General features: G+C 67.0%; 17 protein-coding genes. 5 read left to right on the top strand and 12 right to left on the bottom strand.

Going from position 1 to position 16,471, the window contains the following annotated elements; all coding sequences use genetic code 11:
• Nucleotides 1-136: 136 nt before the first annotated feature.
• Nucleotides 137-1,939, bottom strand: a complete 1,803-nt coding sequence (locus E3O54_RS01280; protein ID WP_134400765.1) for a hypothetical protein — start codon at nt 1,937-1,939, stop codon at nt 137-139.
• Nucleotides 1,940-2,190: 251 nt separating this feature from the next.
• On the opposite strand from E3O54_RS01280, the gene E3O54_RS01275 reads away from it, so the two are divergent.
• Together E3O54_RS01275 and E3O54_RS01270 are read left to right on the top strand one after the other, a co-directional pair.
• On the top strand, nt 2,191-3,813 hold the full coding sequence (locus E3O54_RS01275; RefSeq protein ID WP_134400764.1) for a hypothetical protein: 1,623 nt from the start codon (nt 2,191-2,193) through the stop codon (nt 3,811-3,813).
• Nucleotides 3,814-3,833: 20 nt separating this feature from the next.
• A complete protein-coding gene (locus E3O54_RS01270) occupies nt 3,834-4,883 on the top strand; it encodes an AI-2E family transporter (protein ID WP_104103192.1) in 1,050 nt (349 codons plus the stop codon).
• 12 nt (nt 4,884-4,895) lie between these two features.
• On the opposite strand, the gene E3O54_RS01265 is transcribed toward E3O54_RS01270, so the two are convergent.
• The 9 genes from E3O54_RS01265 to rpsB form a co-directional block, all read right to left on the bottom strand.
• Nucleotides 4,896-5,624, bottom strand: coding sequence for an alpha/beta hydrolase (locus E3O54_RS01265; RefSeq protein ID WP_104103189.1), 729 nt, complete (start codon nt 5,622-5,624; stop codon nt 4,896-4,898).
• A 28-nt stretch (nt 5,625-5,652) separates the two neighbouring features.
• Nucleotides 5,653-5,949 (bottom strand): hypothetical protein, encoded by a 297-nt coding sequence (locus E3O54_RS01260; RefSeq protein ID WP_134343041.1) that lies wholly within the window; start codon nt 5,947-5,949, stop codon nt 5,653-5,655.
• Between the two features lie 39 nt (nt 5,950-5,988).
• Nucleotides 5,989-6,597 (bottom strand): lytic transglycosylase domain-containing protein, encoded by a 609-nt coding sequence (locus E3O54_RS01255; RefSeq protein WP_134400763.1) that lies wholly within the window; start codon nt 6,595-6,597, stop codon nt 5,989-5,991.
• A 140-nt stretch (nt 6,598-6,737) separates the two neighbouring features.
• Nucleotides 6,738-7,286: a DivIVA domain-containing protein gene (locus E3O54_RS01250; RefSeq protein ID WP_104103179.1), complete on the bottom strand. Its 549-nt coding sequence runs from the start codon at nt 7,284-7,286 to the stop codon at nt 6,738-6,740.
• A gap of 46 nt (nt 7,287-7,332) precedes the next feature.
• Nucleotides 7,333-8,328, bottom strand: coding sequence for a phosphatidate cytidylyltransferase (locus E3O54_RS01245; protein ID WP_233191535.1), 996 nt, complete (start codon nt 8,326-8,328; stop codon nt 7,333-7,335).
• Between the two features lie 15 nt (nt 8,329-8,343).
• Nucleotides 8,344-8,898 (bottom strand): ribosome recycling factor, encoded by a 555-nt coding sequence (gene frr, locus E3O54_RS01240; RefSeq protein ID WP_104103176.1) that lies wholly within the window; start codon nt 8,896-8,898, stop codon nt 8,344-8,346.
• A gap of 31 nt (nt 8,899-8,929) precedes the next feature.
• Nucleotides 8,930-9,646 carry a UMP kinase gene (gene pyrH, locus E3O54_RS01235; RefSeq protein ID WP_104103173.1) on the bottom strand — a complete coding sequence of 239 codons (717 nt, stop codon included), beginning with the start codon at nt 9,644-9,646 and terminating at the stop codon, nt 8,930-8,932.
• Nucleotides 9,647-9,851: 205 nt separating this feature from the next.
• Entirely contained in the window at nt 9,852-10,679 is an 828-nt protein-coding gene (gene tsf / locus E3O54_RS01230; RefSeq protein ID WP_134343040.1) for a translation elongation factor Ts, read from the bottom strand.
• A gap of 9 nt (nt 10,680-10,688) precedes the next feature.
• The gene (rpsB, locus tag E3O54_RS01225; RefSeq protein WP_104103167.1) at nt 10,689-11,609 is read right to left on the bottom strand and encodes a 30S ribosomal protein S2; all 921 of its coding nucleotides are present in this window, start codon (nt 11,607-11,609) and stop codon (nt 10,689-10,691) included.
• Between the two features lie 323 nt (nt 11,610-11,932).
• Between rpsB and E3O54_RS01220 the strand changes: the two genes are divergently transcribed.
• Nucleotides 11,933-12,496, top strand: a complete 564-nt coding sequence (locus E3O54_RS01220) for a M23 family metallopeptidase (RefSeq protein WP_134400762.1) — start codon at nt 11,933-11,935, stop codon at nt 12,494-12,496.
• A gap of 56 nt (nt 12,497-12,552) precedes the next feature.
• Here the strand turns inward: E3O54_RS01220 and E3O54_RS01215 are convergent, their stop codons facing one another.
• Nucleotides 12,553-13,635 carry a tyrosine recombinase XerC gene (locus E3O54_RS01215; protein WP_134400761.1) on the bottom strand — a complete coding sequence of 361 codons (1,083 nt, stop codon included), beginning with the start codon at nt 13,633-13,635 and terminating at the stop codon, nt 12,553-12,555.
• Nucleotides 13,636-13,646: 11 nt separating this feature from the next.
• Nucleotides 13,647-14,546, bottom strand: coding sequence for a phosphodiesterase (locus tag E3O54_RS01210; protein WP_104103158.1), 900 nt, complete (start codon nt 14,544-14,546; stop codon nt 13,647-13,649).
• Nucleotides 14,547-14,779: 233 nt separating this feature from the next.
• Here E3O54_RS01210 and E3O54_RS01205 point away from each other — a divergent pair, with 233 nt between their 5' ends.
• Both E3O54_RS01205 and E3O54_RS01200 read left to right on the top strand, forming a co-directional pair.
• Nucleotides 14,780-15,286, top strand: a complete 507-nt coding sequence (locus tag E3O54_RS01205; RefSeq protein WP_134400760.1) for a hypothetical protein — start codon at nt 14,780-14,782, stop codon at nt 15,284-15,286.
• Between the two features lie 113 nt (nt 15,287-15,399).
• The gene (locus tag E3O54_RS01200; protein WP_134400759.1) at nt 15,400-16,452 is read left to right on the top strand and encodes a hypothetical protein; all 1,053 of its coding nucleotides are present in this window, start codon (nt 15,400-15,402) and stop codon (nt 16,450-16,452) included.
• The last annotated feature ends 19 nt before the right edge of the window (nt 16,453-16,471 follow it).

The raw sequence follows: 16,471 nt of genomic DNA, 5'->3' as shown, positions 1-16,471 counted from the left end.
GGCGGTGCGCCCGGCGCCGGCGGTGCGCCCGGCGCCGGCGGTGCGCCCGCGGCCGGCGCCGGTGGACGGTTCACCAGCGTAGACAGGTCGACGGCTCCGCGCAGGTTCATGCCGGACAGGGACGGGGGGACAACACTCATGGAAGCTCCGTTGATGAGATCAGACCCTGGGAGAAACCAAGGAAGACGATTTTTTCGTTCGAACCGGCGGCCGGAACATGGAACAGGAGCTGGTCGCCGTAGGTGCTGGTGATGCCCTTGGCCGTGGCGGTGATGCCGGAGAGGGCCTTGCTGGCACCCTCGGGGCTCACGGTCGCGCCGGCATCCACCGGTTTCACCGTCTCGGTCTCGGTCAGGCTCACGGCGACGATACTGCCGGAGTCGTTGGTCGCCAATGCCACGGTGCGCCCGGTGCCGGCGGCCGCACCGAATTCGATCGACGCCGTCGAGGGCAGGCCGGCCTGGCGTGAGGTCTTCAGTTCGGTGACCTGGGTGCGGAAGCTGTCGCCCTCCGCCTCGAACAGGGCGTAGGAGGGGCTGGCCTCCCCCAGCTGGAGCACGTCGGCGTAGGCCGCGGCGACCTGGTCGGGTGAGAGCAGGAGGAACGTGGAGTCGGGTGCAATGATCGGGGCGCCGATGGTCGCCGGGGCGACCTTGGGAACCGTGGCGGCCGCTTCAAGCTGAATCATGTATTCGACCAGGTAGTCGGCCCGCGGCGACTCCTGTCGCAGCACGAGGGCCGTCGGCGCGGCGGCAGTGTCAGCCTCGTCCTGGAGGACCGTCATGACGACGCGCGGCCAGGTGGAGGACTGCTGCGGCAGCGTGAGCCGGAGGGGTGACGTGGGCAGCGCCGGCAGCGCGGCGATGGCCGGGTCGGCCCCCCGGATCTTGTAGTTCGCCAGTCGCTTCTCCAGTGCCGGGCCGGTGAACCGGGTGGCGAGGATGTCGGCGTTGAGGTTCGCATCGGCATCCGCGGTCAGCGAGGCGATATCGGCCACGATGCGTTCGAGCTGCGGCACCGTCACGGCGGGCGGCGGCACGTCCTGGGCCGGGCCGGCGGTGTCGGTCGGAGTCGGCGTCCCGCTGGTGGCGGCGTCGGGAGCGGACGTGGCCGGCCAGAAATCGGCCGAGCAACTGCTGAGCACCAAACCGCTGACCAGGATCAGGGGCATGGCGACCATGGACCGAGCGATCGACTTACCGGATCCGTTGATCTGGCTCGGCTTGATGGCCTTCGGACGGGGCACGCGCGGGAGCCGGGGCATCCGTGGACCGCGGGGCAGATTGCGGCGGGGGCCGCGGGAGCGGCGCAGGTGCAGGAGCGCCAGGAGGTAGATGACCAAGCCGATCAGGCCGACGGCCGCGCCGCCGACGATCAGCGGGCCTGCCCAGGGTGTGGAGTTGTCGGTGGGCCAGGACAGGCTGACATCTGTGGGCGCGGAGGCCGTGCCGTCGGAGGCCACGATCAGGGAGATGCCGTCGGGAACCTTGAGAGTGGTGGTCAGCGTGTTCTCAGCCGTGAACTCCTGCAGCCACAGGTCGGAGCCCTCCGGGTTGGTGACCGTCTCCGACTCAGCCGCGGAGTCCGCTGGCGCCGCAGAGCCGGACTCAGACTCGGCGGCCGATTCGGCCTCCGTAGCCGGATCGATGAGTGTGCTGCTGAGGGCGACCGTGTCCTTGTCCTTGCGGATGTCGACGTACGGTTCGTCTCCGAGCCACGCCTTGACGTCGTCGGTGCGCCCGTAGGCCAGGAAAACCGTGTCGGAACCGCTGACGGTGATCGTCTGGCTTCCCGGCACGGCGTTGAGAGCACTGGGCTCGACCACCGCGAAGCGGGCGTCCTCCACGGATGCGCTCAGGCTCACCGAGGCCGGATCGAGAAAAATGGTCCGCTGGGCGATGCCGAGCACAATCATTGCCGCAGCAAGGACGAATGCCACTATGGCAAGAACAAAACGCACGTCAACCCTCCTGTGTCGCCGGCCGCTCATCGCGCACACGGGCACGTTGGACCCGGATGCGGGCCCGATCAGCAACAGACAGGACGTCTTACGATACTGGTTGCCCCTGAGAGGCACCTAATAATCCCTCGGGTTGGGACGCGCCAGTGCCTACTGAACAGACTAAAATTGTGGAGGCTTCCTTCGTCAGTCCGTAAACGGGGGTCAGAGGCCCATTTTGAGGAGACAGCGTGGCGAACGACGAAGCAGACTTCACCCAGGTATTCCGCGGCTACGACCGCGACGAAGTCGACAAGACCATCCAGGGACTGCGCCGCGACCTGATTCAGGCGAATACCCAGGGCACCGAGGCGAAGAAGGAAATCAAACGTCTCACCACCCAGATCGACGATCTGAACGCGGAAATCGAAGAGGTCGGCAGCCCCACGTTCTCCGGCCTCGGCACCAAGCTCGAGAACACCCTGCGCGTGGCGGAAGAGCAGTCGACGAGGGTGATCGCCCAGGCGGACATCGACGCCGAACGGCTGCGCGCCTCCGCAGCAAGCGAAGTGCAGACCCTGCTCCGCGAGGGCAAGGAGCAGGCCGAACGGGCACTGTCGGATGCCGCGGTCAAGGCCGGCCGCATCCTCAATGATGCCGTCGCTGAAGCCGACGACTTACTCGCCCGGGCCCACGAGGACTCCACCACGCTCACCCAGGACGCCGTGCACGAAGCGGCGGCCATCCGCGGAGCGGTGGCCACCGAGGCCGCCGAGCTGCGCGCAACCGTGAAGCGGGAAGTCGCCGCGATCCGCTCGGAAGCGGAGCGCGAGGCCGCCGAGGTTCGCGTGGTGGCCCAGCGGGAGGCGACCGAGGCCCGCGAGGTCGCGGCCGGGCTCACGAGCGAGACCGAGTTGACCCGCTCCGAAGTCGCCCACGAACTCGACCAGCAACGCGCCGACCTGGCCCGGGAAACCGAACAGGCTCGCATCGACCTCGCCGCCGAGACGGAACAGCACCGCATAGACCTCGCCCGGGAAACCGAACAGGCTCGCATCGAACTCGCCCACGAGACCGAGCAGGCCCGCAACCTTCTCGCAATCGAGATCGAGCAGGCGAAAACCGACCTCGAACGGGAGACGCTGCAGCAGCGCGCCGATTTGTCCGTTGAAAGCGAGCAGGCCCAGACCGACCTAGCCCGCGACCTCGAACGCCAGCGCGCCGACCTCAGCCGCGAGGTCGACAAGGCGCGCGTGGGCCTCGCGGCCGAGATCGAACAGTCACACGCCGACCTCGGTCGGGACAATGAGCAGACCCGCGCCGACTTCACCGCCGAAAGCGAGCAGCTGCGCATCGACCTGGAGAACCATCTGACGGCCACCCGCAAGCGGGGAGAGCACGAAGCCGCCAAGCTCAAGCGCGAGATCGATCAGACCAGGGCCGACCTCGACGTCGAGCTGAAGGCCCGGCGGGACGAAGCGGAGCAGGGCCAGCTGCAGCGCCACCAGGAGGCGGTGGCCCAGACGCAGAAGTTCGTCGCGGATGCCACCAAGCAGCTTGCCGAGACCAACCGGCGCACGGTCGAACTGCGCGCATTGAACGACCAGCTGGACGCCTCCGCCCGCGACGAGGTCAGGGCATCGAAGAAGGTTGCCGAGGAGTCGGCGGAACGTCTGGTGCGGGACGCCGAGACGCGGGCCGCCGCGCTGACGACCGATGCCGAACTGCGCACGCGCGTGCTTGTGGCCGACGCGGAGGAGCGTCTGTCCCAGATTAGGATTGAGCGTGACGCCGTGGCCGGCTACTTCGAGAGCCTGCGCGGTCTGCTCACACAGGCGGAAAAGGTCGCCGCCAGCGACGACGACGAGCGCTGACACCAGCCGAGGGGATATCAGTGAAGATCCAGAATGCTTTTCGCGTCGGACTGATCGGCACCCTGGGCGTCGGCGTCGGCCTGCTCATCATCACGTCGGTGATCACTCTGCAAACGATCATCACCTACATCGGTGCGGCACTGTTCCTCGCGCTCGGGCTCGACCCGGCCATCTCCTGGCTGGAGAAGAAGAGGTTTCCCCGCTGGGCAGCCATGCTCACGGTGCTTGTTGCCGTGATCGGGGTTCTGACCGGAGTGATCTTCGCCGTCGTGCCGATCATCGTCAACCAGGTCTCCAACCTCTCCAAGGCCATCCCGGACCTGGTCACGTCGATCAACACCTCCACCTTTCTCGCCGATGTACAGAGGCAGTTTCCGGCTCTCCCGCTGTCGAAAATCACAGAGTCGGTCACCGATTTCGTCGGCGGCAACATCACCAACATCACGAGCACGATCATCCAGTCCGGCCTCGCCATCGTCAGCGGACTTTTCGGCGCCCTGATCATCCTGATCCTCACGCTGTACTTCACGGCATCGCTGAACAGCATCAAGCAGGCCGTGTACCAGCTGGTACCGGCCTCGAAGCGGGCTCGGTTCGCCGATCTCAGCGAGCAGATCACGACATCCGTCGGCCGATTCGTGATCGGCCAGGGAGCCCTGGCGCTCTGCAACGGCGTGCTCAGCTTCACCTTCCTGTCGATCATCGGCGCGCCGTTCCCGGCGCTGCTCGCGCTGATCGCGTTCCTGTTCTCGCTGATCCCCCTCGTGGGCACGATCTCCGGGTCGATCATCATCGTGCTGACCTGCCTGATCCCCGGAATCGGCAGCTCGACGTTCACAGCGTTGGTCGCCGCGATCTACTACCTGATCTACATGCAGGTAGAGGCCTACCTGCTCAGCCCCAACATCATGAACCGGGCCGTGTCCGTTCCCGGCGCCGTCGTTGTGGTCGCCGCTCTCGCGGGCGGCAGTCTGCTCGGCATCCTCGGCGCGCTGATCGCCATCCCCGTCGCCGCGGCAACCATCATGATCATCAAGCAGGTCGTGATCCCCCGACAGAACAAACTCTAGGCCGATCGGGTACTAGGCCGACGCAGTCCACTCCGTGGGTAGAGGCGCGGCGGCCGGGTTGACCACGGCGACGATCTCGTCGAGTACGCGGCGGGTGGCACTCTCCCCCACCCACAGGTGCTTCCCGCCCTCCACGGCGATGAGCCGGGTGTCCGGCACGCTCGCGAAGCGTTCCCGGGCCTCCTCGGGGCGGAGATAGTCGTCGAACTCGGGGATGACGGCCACCAGCCGCGCGTCCCGGCCGGTCCAGGCGGCCAGCTCGGCGTCAGAGGCCCGGTGCAGTGGCGGCGACAAGAGGATGGCACCCCGGATCGGGTGCTCCAGGCCGTACTTGATTGCAAGCTCCGTGCCGAACGACCAGCCGAGCAGCCAGGGATCGGGCAGCCCGCGCTCGGCGACGAACGCCATCGCGGCGGCAACGTCGAGGCGCTCATCGACGCCGCCGCCGAAGCTGCCGCCACTCGTGCCGCGCGGCGAGGTCGTGCCGCGAGTGTTGAAGCGCAGCACCGCCAGGTCGGCCAAGGCCGGCAGCCGCCCGGCCGCCTTGCGCAGGATGTGCGAGTCCATGAAGCCGCCGTGGGTGGGCAGCGGATGCAGCGTCACCAGCGTCGCCACCGGTGCCCGGCTCACGGGCGTGGCCAGTTCGCCGACCAAGGTCAGGCCGTCCGCGGTGTGCAGCTCGATCTGCTCGCGCACGGCCGGTAGCTCGACGCCGCCGCGAATTTCCACACTCGAAGTCATGGTTTCTCCCCTGGTGCCGCTTGGGCGGTTATTTGATCTTCCAGCAGTGCGAGTGCCAGTGGCGCCTCGCGGCAAGGTCGGATGCCTCACCCATGACGCCGTCGCCGCGCCAGGCGACCACGTGCGCGGTGCCGGGCGCAACCTGGCGGTGGCAACCGGGGCACACGTACGACTTCACGGCTTGCGGCCCCGGTACGGGTTGCACCGTCCAGAGGCCGTCGCGGCGGGTTTCCGTGCGTCGCCAGCCGGCGCGCATCCGCTCAAGGCCGTCATCAGCGGCTCCCGGACCGGGCTTGCGGCCACGGGGTCGGTTGCTGCGGGCCATTGAGCCAGTCTACGTGCGAGCCTGGAAGAACAAGGAGCGCTAGTACCAGCCGACGTCGCCGGAGTGCGCCCAGGCGCCGCAGGGGGTGCCGTAGCGGCCCGAGATGTAGCCGAGGCCCCACTGGATCTGGGTCGCGGGGTTGGTCGCCCAGTCGTCGCCGGCGGTGGCCATCTTGGAGCCCGGCAGTGACTGCGGGATTCCGTAGGCACCGCTGGAGCTGTTCTCCGCATTGACGCGCCAGCCGGACTCCTTGTTCCAGAGCGACACGAGACAGTTGAACTGATCGTCGCCCCAGCCGCGGGCGGCCACCGCATCAGCGGCGATCGCCTGCGCCGAACCGGGGTCAGGAACGGCCGCCGACGGAGCCGAACTCGACGCGGACTTGGACGCGACGGGAGCGGCGACGGGAACGGGAACGGGCTTGGGTTTCTCGGTGACGGTGAAACTGTCACGCGTGAAGATGTTCGAGGCTGCCGCAGCGACCTGGATCTCCTGGGCTGCCTCACCGTTGAATCGGTCGCCGGCAACCTGGAAGTAGGGTGACGCCGTCGCGCCGGAATACGGGTCGACGATAGAGACGAGCACGAACGCCGCTGCGGCGGTGAAGGCGAAGAGGGGGACGCGCCCGCGCGAGCGGGACCTTCTCATTCTCACCTTGAAGGGCCTACCGGCGTGTTCGGATGCAATGATGTTCAAATGTCTACCCACGATTTGCCGATCCTATCGGAAATCCGACATAACAGCCAGATAACGGTGCCGATTGACCTCGACACGGCGCGCGGCGCAACTCAACGGACGGCCAGGATCACATCGACGACGCTGTCCAGCACAACGTCGACCTGGGCTTCCCGGTAACCGCCGCGCTGGGGCCGGAACACGGCGCAGCGCACATCTTCCACCGTTATGGGGAGCCCGTCTTCGAAGTACCGGACGAGCTTGTGGGAGAACCGGTCGACATCCGCCCGGCTGTAGCCGACGCTGAGAACGCTCACCCGGTGGAAGCGGTGTCCGTCCTTCCGGCTGAGCCGGTTCACGAGCACCTGAGCGAGGTCATGCACCTCGGCGAGCCACGCCTCGGTGCCCTGCGCCTGCGCCGCACGGTCCCGGTCGCGCGTCGCGAAGGCGTCTTCGAGACGCTCGAGGGCCGCATCCACGTGCGCAGGCGAATATCCGCCCTTGTGCATGCTGAACGCGGTGTGACGGATGTCTTCGGCGGTCAACCCGACGCTGTCGTCGGTGGCGTCATACGCTTTTCGGGCGACAGCGAGGAACTCCTCCACCTGCGGAGCGCTGTAGCCGAGCGTCTTCTTGCCGGTCCGAGGGAAGGTGGAGGTCACCGGAACATTCTGCCTCACTGCCGCGCGCCTGACTAAACCGAGGCCGCTAAGCGAAAATCAGGTAGAGGGCGTACGCGGCTGCGGCCGACGGCAGGATCGAATCCAACCGGTCGAGGAGACCGCCGTGACCAGGCAGCCAGGAGCTCATGTCCTTGATGCCGAGGTCACGCTTGATCAGGGATTCGGCCAGGTCGCCGAAGGTCGCGGTGAACAAGATGACCACACCGAAGACGAGGCCGAACCACCAGGGCTGGTCGAGCATGAACACTGCCAGCAGCACGCCGATCCCGATACAGGCGACGCCGGCGCCAGCGAACCCTTCCCAGGTCTTCTTCGGGCTGATTGAGGGGACCATGCGGTGCTTGCCGAAGCTGAGGCCGGCGGCGTACGCCGCGGTGTCGGCGGAGATGACCAGCAGCAGGAAGGCGAGGGTCCACCACTGCCCGTCGGGCTGGGCGACCAGGAGCACAGAAAAGCTGCCGAGAAAGACGACGTAGGCCTGGATCAGGAAGCCACCACCGATGTCGCCGAGCACCTCCCGGGAGGGAGCGCGGTGGGCGCGCCGGACGAGAAAAGCCAGCCGCCACAGGGCGATCAACCCAATGCCGGCGAGCGTGCCCAGCCACTGGCCCGCCGCGCCGAGGTAGAACGCGGCAGGCACGACACCCACGGATGCCAGGACGACCGGTACGCGCGGCACGTTACGTCCGGCGAGACGGAGAGCCTGAGCGAGCTCGAAGGCCGTGAAGCCCACGAACGCGATCGCGCAGACCATGAACAGGTCTTTGATGAAGATGAGGCTGAACAGCATGAACAAGCCAAGCGCGAGCCCGATCAGGGTTGCCAGGATCAGGTTGCGCCCGGTGCGCGCCTGGATACGTTCCTGAGTCGCATCCAGCTGCGCCCGGGTCGCCAGCATTTGACGTTCGAGATCGGCCTTCTTCGACTGCATCTGGGCCCTGAACTCGGCGCGACTGACACCATGCTCGCGCTTGGCGCGCAGCCCTTCGCGTTCTCCGGAATCGCCTGATTCGTCCGTCATGAGGCTGGATCGTCCTTAGATCTCGAGGAGTTCTGCTTCTTTGCGCTTGAGGGCGTCGTCGATGGCATCCACGTGGGTCTTGGTGATGTGTTCGAGTTCTTTCTCGCCGCGGGCCACGTCGTCGTCTCCCACTTCACTCTTGAGGGCGTCGAGGTCGTCCTTGGCCTTGCGGCGCAGGTTGCGCACCGACACCTTGGCATCTTCGGCCTTGGTGCGCACGATCTTGACGTATTCCTTGCGGCGGTCCGCGGTCAGCTCCGGCAGCGTGGCCCGGATGACGTTGCCGTCGTTTCCGAGGTTGGCGCCCAGGTTCGGAGTGTCGCGAATGGCCTGCTCAATGTCTCGCAGGGCTCCCTTGTCGTACGGCCCGATCAGGAGCGTGCGGGCCTCCTGGTTCTGCAGCGAGGCGAGCTGTTCCAGTGGCGTCGGTGTGCCGTAGTAGTTCACCAGGATCTTGGCGAACATCTGCGGGTTCGCACGACCGGTTCTCACGGTCGCGAAGTCGTCTTTGGCAGCTTCCACGGCCTTGTGCATGCGGGCGGTGGCGTCGGACAGAACATCCGTGATCACGATGACTCCTTCTTCGATGGCGTTGTCAAGCTTAGTTGGAGACAAGGGTTCCCAGATCGGCGCCGAGAATGGCAGCCGTCACGTTGCCGTGCGGGGCCATGCCGAACACCTGCATGGGCATTCCGTTGTCCATGCAGAGGCTGAAGGCCGTCGAGTCGACGACCTTGAGGCCGCGCTGCAGTGCCTCCTGGTAGGTGATGTGGTCGATCTTGTGCGCGTCCGGGTTGGTGCGCGGGTCGTCGGAGTAAATCCCGTCGACGCCGTTCTTGGCGACGAGCACGATGTCCGCATCGATTTCCAGGGCACGCTGGGCCGCAACCGTATCGGTGGAGAAATAGGGCAGCCCGGCGCCCGCGCCGAAGATGACCACGCGGCCCTTTTCGAGGTGGCGTTCCGCGCGACGAGGGATGTACGGCTCGGCGACCTGGGTCATTGCGATCGCGGACTGCACCCGTGTCTCGGATCCGGCCTGCTCGAGGAAGTCCTGGAGGGCAAGGGCGTTCATCACGGTGCCGAGCATGCCCATGTAGTCGGCACGGCCGCGGTCCATTCCACGCTGCGACAATTCGGCGCCGCGGAAGAAGTTGCCGCCGCCGACGACGATGGCGATTTCCACCGTCTTGGCCGCCTCGGCGATCTCGCGGGCGAGGGCGCTGATGACGTCGGGATTGACGCCCAGGCTGCCTGCCCCGAAGGCTTCGCCGGAAAGTTTGAGGAGGACCCTGCGCTTCTTGACCGTATCTGACATTCTGTGCGCTTCTTCCCTCGTGATGCTCTGTGCCGTGCTGTGCCGTGCAGTGTTGCCTTGGGTTGGGTTGGGTTGTGTTGTGTTGCGCCGTGCCGTGTTCCGGCGGTGTTCTAAAACTACTGGGTGGGCTGGTGGGTGCCCACACACAGAAGGAGACCGGATTGCGACTGCAACCCGATCTCCTTCACTACGATCAAACGACCGGTTACGCGCCGACCTTGAATCGGGCGAAGCCCGAGACGGTCAGTCCGGCGTCAGCCAGGACCTTGCTGACGGACAGCTTGTTGTCCTTGGCATAATCCTGTTCGAGGAGTGCAACCTGCTTGAAGTACGCGGTGACGCGACCCTCGACAATCTTGGGCAGTGCAGCCTCCGGCTTGCCCTCGTTCTTCGAGATCTCGGTGACGATCCGGCGTTCGGCCTCAACGAGGTCGGAGGGAACGTCTTCGCGAGCGAGGTACTCGGGGTTCGCGAAGGAGATGTGCTGAGCCACGCTGCGCGCGGTCTCCGCGTCACCTCCGGAGTAACCCAGAACAACGCCGACCTGCGGGGGCAGGTCCTTGCTGGTCTTGTGCAGGTAGATCGCGAACTTCTCACCCGCGACGGATGCGACGCGGCGAAGTTCGAACTTCTCGCCAATGATCGCGGCCTCGCCGTCGATGAGCTGGCCGACGGTCTGACCGTCGACCGGAGCGGCCAGGCCTTCCTCGACCGTGGTGGCCGCGGCAGCGGCGACCGCGTCCAAGACCTTCTCGGCTAGTGCAACGAACTTATCGCCCTTGGCGACGAAGTCGGTCTCGCAGGCGAGTTCGATCAGGGTGGCGGTGTTGCCGATTTCCTTGGCAGCGACGAGTCCCTCGGAGGTGGAACGATCGGCGCGTTTGGCGTTACCCTTCGCACCCTTCATTCGAAGGATTTCGACGGCCTTTTCCATGTCGCCTTCGGCTTCAACGAGGGCGTTCTTGGTGTCGACCATGCCGGTACCGAGGCGCTCGCGCAGCGCTTTGACGTCTGCGAGGCTGATGCTTGCCATGCTTGGTCCTTACTTGGTTTCTTCGGCGGGAGCGTCGGCTGCAACAACGGCTGCGGCTTCGGCTTCTGCGGCTGGGGCTGCGGCGGCTTCCTCGTCGGCAACCGGCGCGGCCACGACGGCCTCTGCGGTCTCGTCGGAGACGGCGACGGCTTCGTCAGCTGCCGGGGCGTTCTCGGCAGGAGCGGCCAGGAGTTCGGCTTCCCACGCGGCGAGAGGCTCGATTTCAGCCTCCGGCTTGGCGTGGCGCTGGATGAGGCCCTCGGCCGCAGCGTCCGCGATGATGCGGGTCAGCAGGCCGACGGAACGAATGGCGTCGTCGTTGCCCGGGATCGGGTACTGGACGTCGTCCGGGTCGCAGTTGGTGTCGAGGATCGCGATGACGGGGATGCCGAGCTTGCGGGCTTCGTCAATGGCGAGGTGCTCCTTGTTGGTGTCCACAACCCACAGCGCCGACGGCGTCTTCGTGAGGTTGCGGATGCCGCCGAGGCTCTTGTGCAGCTTGACGAGCTCGCGCTTCTTGATGAGCATTTCCTTCTTCGTGAAACCGCTCTTGGCGGTGTCCTCGAAGTCGAGCTCTTCAAGCTCTTTCATGCGGGCCAGACGCTTGGAAACGGTCTGGAAGTTGGTGAGGAGGCCGCCGAGCCAGCGCTGGTTGACGTAGGGCTGGCCCACGCGGATGGCCTGTTCGGCGATCGATTCCTGCGCCTGCTTCTTCGTTCCGACGAAGAGGATGGTGCCGCCGTGGGCAACCGTCTCCTTGACGAAGTCGTAGGCCTTGTCGACAAACCCGAGCGACTGCTGCAGGTCGATGATGTAGATGCCGGAGCGCTCCGTGAAGATGAAGCGCTTCATCTTCGGGTTCCAACGGCGGGTCTGGTGCCCGAAGTGCACGCCGCTGTCGAGCAGCTGGCGGATGGTTACGACGGCCATGAGCCGTTCTCCTTGTCCGGCGCGCGCTGCGATGCAGACGAACGCCAATCGGTTTGTGTCGTGATCGGATGATCACCACTCCTGGTGCCCGGCACAGAACCGCCTCGCATCTGAAAGAAACGAGGACCGAGTGGGTCTGGAGGCCGAATGGGCACGCGTAGTCAGCACGCAAGCGCTGCTCCTCAAAGGTTAGCACCCACGGGGGTACCCCGTGCGCGCGCCAGCACGTGCGGGCGTCCCTCCCCAGGCGGGGTGGTACGGGATCCGGTCACGGATACCGCCCTCGCCGGTTTAGGGCGGGACGGAGGCCGCACGGTGGTGGCATGAATGCCTTCCGTCTGCTCATCGCGGCCGCGCTGCTGCCGCTGTCCTGCCTGTCCATGGTGCGGAGCGACTCGGCGGGTGTGACATTACCCGGGGCGGCTTCGGTCACGGAGACGGCCGCGGAGACGGCCACCTCCGGCACCTGGCACTGGCCGCTGGCTCCGCCGCATCCGTTGCTCCGGGGTTTCCTGGCGCCGGCCACCCAGTATGCGCCGGGCCATCGAGGTCTGGACCTGTCGGCCGAGGCCGGCCGGGAGGTGGTTGCACCGGCCGAGGGTATCGTCTCGTTCGCCGGGGTCGTGGTCGACCGCCCCGTACTCTCGATCGAACATGCCGACGGCCTGGTATCCAGCATCGAGCCGGTGTCGGCCAGTGTCGCGGTCGGTGACCGGGTCGCGGCAGGGCAGCCCGTCGGCCAGGTTGCCGACGGCGGGCACTGCGCTGGGCAGTGCCTGCATCTTGGCACCCGGTTGAACGGTGGCTATGTGTCACCACTGCTGTATCTGGTCGGAGTTCCTCACGCGGTGCTGCTGCCGGCACTGCTCCTGAGAGGAGACAGCTGAGGGGCCGGCAGCCGCGAGGTAGTCGCGGAGCAGTCCCGGAACCCGTCGCCGGGGAGTCAGGCGCGCGGGTGCGCGGTGCGGTAGCTCTGTTTGAGGCGTTCGGCCGAGACATGAGTGTAGATCTGGGTGGTGCCGAGGCTGGAGTGGCCGAGCAGCTCCTGCACGGCCCGGAGGTCGGCTCCGCCGTCGAGCAGGTGGGTGGCCGCCGTGTGGCGGAGGGCGTGCGGGCCGGCCGGCCCGTTGCCGGGCACATCGGCGAGCAGAGTGGCGACCAGCCGGTAGACCGCCCGCACGCCGAGGCGCTGGCGGCGCGCACCAAGGAACAGCGCGCTCACCGGCGTCGCGGCGTTCTCGGCAGCGGTTTTCGCTGCGTGCGCGCGGTTCTCGGCAGCGGGCCCCACGGTCCCGGCGGGGGCTGCGGTCTCGGCGGGGGCTGCGGTCTCGGCGGGGGCTGCGGTCTCGGCGGGCGCTGCGGTCTCAACGAGCCGAAGGCGGCCCCGTTCGAGATAGGCGAGGATCGCGTGCTGGGCCGGCACGCCGAAGGGAACGACGCGTTCCTTGGAACCCTTGCCGGTGACCCGCACGGTGAGTCGGTGCAGATCGACGTCGGTGACGTCGAGGCCAACGAGCTCCGAGACCCGCAACCCCGACGCATAGAGCAGTTCCACTATCGCGAGGTCGCGCAGCGCCGCCGGGTCGGGACCGGCGGCACGAAGTTCCAGGTGGGTGAGTAGCTCCTGCATTTGGGTGTGGTTGATCACTCGGGGCAGTGGTCTGCCGGGTTTCGGCGAGCGCAGCCGCACGGCGGGGTCGGTTGCGCTGCCGCCGGTGCGTGCCAGCCAGGCCGTGAAGCTGCGGGCGGAGGCCGACCGCCGGGCAATGGTCGCCCGCGCCAGCCCCGACTGGGTTCCGACCCACAGCCAATCGCGGAGCAGATCGAGGCTCAGCGCCGCCGGGTCGATGACGCTACGAGTTTCGGCGAAGGCGATCAGTCCCGCCAGGTCGGTGCGGTAGGCGCGCACGGTGTGCACGGAGAAGCCGCGCTCAACGGCCAGGTAGACCACGAAGTCGTCGACAGACGCATCGAGGAGGTGCACCGGCGCGGGAACCGGCGGTGGTATGCGAACGGACTCAGGCATAGTCACCTCGGTCAGACCTGCCGCGAGAAGGCCTCGGTGCGCTCGTCGGGCGTAAGCGCCTCCATCCGGTCGAGGAAGGCCGCATCGAAGCCGGTCGCTGCCGGAAACTCGCCGAGAGCCACATGCGAGTGCACGATCTGGTCGTCGTAGACGTGCACGAGGTTGATCGATTGCCCACCCTGCAGACCGCTGAGCGCCCCCTGCGGCGCGGTCGGATCGATCGTGTAGCAGGTCGCTGCGGCGACCGACACCGGGATACCCGCGAAGAGTCCGGTCGTCGCGTAGTGCAGGTGTCCGCCCAGGATCGCCCTGATATCGCTGCCGGCCACCACCTCGGCCAGTCGGGGCTGCCCCCGCAGCTCGAGGATGGACATCAGCGGCAACATCGTAGGCACGGGCGGATGATGAAGCGCCAGCAGGGAGCCGTGCGGAGCAGGCTCGCTGAGCACCTCGGCCAGCCACGCTAACTGCGCGCCGGACAGGTCGCCGTGGTGATAGCCCGGAACACTCGTGTCCAGTGCGATGATGCGCACTCCCCCGATGTCGAATACCCGGTCGATCGGCGCCGAGGATCCTTTTTCCCGGAGCAGCTCGGTGCGGAAGGCCTCGCGCTTGTCGTGGTTCCCCATCACCCAGATGACGGGGGCGCCCATCCGTTCGGCCGCGGCCTCGACAATGTCACGCACCCGGCGGTACGCAGCGGCTTCACCGCGGTCGGCGATGTCACCGGTGAAGAGCAGCGCGTCGGGCCGGAGACCGGACCGCTCCAACTGTGCCATCGCCTGGTACACGGTGGTGTCGGTGTCGACCGCGCCGTAGAGCGCTCGACCTCCGCCGAGGAAGTGGGTGTCGCTGATATGCGCGATGAGGTGGGTGGCTGGAGGGTACTGGCCCAGTTGCACGGCTGACATGACTCACCTTTCGTGGGTGCCGCCCAGACTACGGCCTGCCCCCGACGTCGGCCTGTCGTCGCGCAAATTCACCCTTCGCTGGGATTCGCGCGAACCCACTATTGGGGGGGGGCCCGCAGCCCCGTTCTGTGGGCTCATCCGACCTAACGGCGCACACGAGACCGCCCTAGCTTTCAGCACGTGTCCTCACAGATGAGGACTGTCGAGACCCGAAATTGATAGAAGGGCATCACATGACCAAAAAGACCACACCCGAGGCAACCGCCGGCACCGCCAAGCAGCTGCGGGTGAGGAGCATCGCGCTCGTCGCGGCCGCGATGCTCCTGGTCGGCGGAGGCGGAGCGTACGCCTACTGGTCGACGACCGGCTCCGGCACCGGTGCGGCGGCCAACGCCAAGTCCAACGGCTCGCTGGTGCTGAGCGCCCACCTGGCCGACGGTCTGACCCCGGGCGCCTCCGTGCCGGTGACGTACATTGCAAAAAATGCGGGCACGTCCAGCCTCAAGGTCGCAACCATCTCCCAGACCGGCAGCACCGACGCCCCGGGGTGTGTCTTCGCCGACAACTTCACGATCGCCCCGTCCGTCGTCTCCGACACGCGCGTGATGGGCACACCCAGGAGCCAGACCGCCGTCGATGTGACCATCACGGGAGCCTCGACGCTCATGTTCCTTGACACCGCTGACGACCAGGACGCCTGCAAGGGCGCCACCGTCACGCTGACGCTCAAGTCCAACTAGCTCGATCACAGGTGGGCAGGCTCTCTCCGAGCCTGCCCACCTGTGCGATTTTCATTTTGGTACATCCGAGTCCCTGAACATTCATGCTTGCTCGACAGCTGTGAGAGGTTGACGTGACTTCCCTCCGTGCCCACCGTTCCGCATCCGGAAACACCCGCCTCTCATTCTTCGGCCTCACCGCCGCCGTGACCCTTGCCGTGTTGGTCGTGTCCGTAACCGGTGGCGCCTCCGCGTATTACACCGCCCCCGGGTTCGGCTCCGGCTCGGCAGCCCTCGGCACGCTGCTTCCGCCCACCGACGTGCTCGTTCCCGCGACGAGCGCCGGCACCGCGAGCCTGCGCTGGACGGCATCCGTCGGCACGCCCGCGCCGACCGGCTCCTGCGCCGCCCGCACCAAGACCGGCACCGGCACGCCGACCCCGGCCTGCGGCACCAGCCCGACCATCATCGTGGCCACCGCGTTTTGCGACGACCTGCTCGTTCTGACCGGCGACTATACCTACACGGTCACCGCCGTCTACAACGGCTGGACCGCGGCGAGCGCCCCCAGTGGCAGCGTGACGATTTCGAATCCGACGAAAGTCGCGTTCCAGGCCCAACCGTCCGACGCGACCAGCGGCGCCGTCTTCACTGCCCAGCCCAGCGTCGCGATCCAGAATGCCGCCGGAGACACCGTGCCCACCAGTACCAGCCCGGTCACACTGGCAATCACCGGGTCGCCCGCCGACGCCAGGCTCACGTGCCCAACCAACCCGCTGGCGGCAGCATCCGGTGTCGCGGTCTTCACCGGCTGCGCCATCGACAGGGCTGGCACCTATACGCTCACCGCGGCCTCCGGTGCCCTGACCGCCGCCACGAGCACCGCCCTGACCGTTTCCGTGGGCTCCGCGAAGAAACTGTCCTTCACCCAACCTGCCGTTGACTTCTCCATCACCGGCAGCACCGCAACAATCAGCCTCGGCCTCACCTCACCCGCCGGGGCCAGCCTGACCTGCGCCGCGAACGCCCGGACTGCCGTCTCAGGCATCGCCGCCTTCGCCGGCTGCCAGATCGACAAGGCCGGCAGCTACACGCTCACCGCCAGCTCGGCCGGGCTCGCCGACGCCACGAGCAACGGCATCAACGTCACCGCCGGGCCCCCTGAGAGACTCGCCTTCACCGCATAGCCCGCCAATAGCAGTAGCG

It is taken from the genome of Cryobacterium sp. TMT2-4, from assembly GCF_004402575.1.
Lineage (GTDB): Bacteria > Actinomycetota > Actinomycetes > Actinomycetales > Microbacteriaceae > Cryobacterium > Cryobacterium sandaracinum.
This window is presented reverse-complemented; position numbering and strand designations above follow the sequence as displayed.

Coding starts and splice junctions, on each gene's coding strand:
- E3O54_RS01255 (WP_134400763.1), bottom strand. CDS start 6,597: ATGAGAAGGTCCCGCTCGCGCGGGCGCGTCCCCCTCTTCGCCTTCACC.
- E3O54_RS01260 (WP_134343041.1), bottom strand. CDS start 5,949: ATGGCCCGCAGCAACCGACCCCGTGGCCGCAAGCCCGGTCCGGGAGCC.
- E3O54_RS01220 (WP_134400762.1), top strand. CDS start 11,933: ATGAATGCCTTCCGTCTGCTCATCGCGGCCGCGCTGCTGCCGCTGTCC.
- E3O54_RS01215 (WP_134400761.1), bottom strand. CDS start 13,635: ATGCCTGAGTCCGTTCGCATACCACCGCCGGTTCCCGCGCCGGTGCAC.
- E3O54_RS01210 (WP_104103158.1), bottom strand. CDS start 14,546: ATGTCAGCCGTGCAACTGGGCCAGTACCCTCCAGCCACCCACCTCATC.
- pyrH (WP_104103173.1), bottom strand. CDS start 9,646: ATGTCAGATACGGTCAAGAAGCGCAGGGTCCTCCTCAAACTTTCCGGC.
- E3O54_RS01245 (WP_233191535.1), bottom strand. CDS start 8,328: ATGACGGACGAATCAGGCGATTCCGGAGAACGCGAAGGGCTGCGCGCC.
- E3O54_RS01265 (WP_104103189.1), bottom strand. CDS start 5,624: ATGACTTCGAGTGTGGAAATTCGCGGCGGCGTCGAGCTACCGGCCGTG.
- E3O54_RS01205 (WP_134400760.1), top strand. CDS start 14,780: ATGACCAAAAAGACCACACCCGAGGCAACCGCCGGCACCGCCAAGCAG.
- tsf (WP_134343040.1), bottom strand. CDS start 10,679: ATGGCAAGCATCAGCCTCGCAGACGTCAAAGCGCTGCGCGAGCGCCTC.
- rpsB (WP_104103167.1), bottom strand. CDS start 11,609: ATGGCCGTCGTAACCATCCGCCAGCTGCTCGACAGCGGCGTGCACTTC.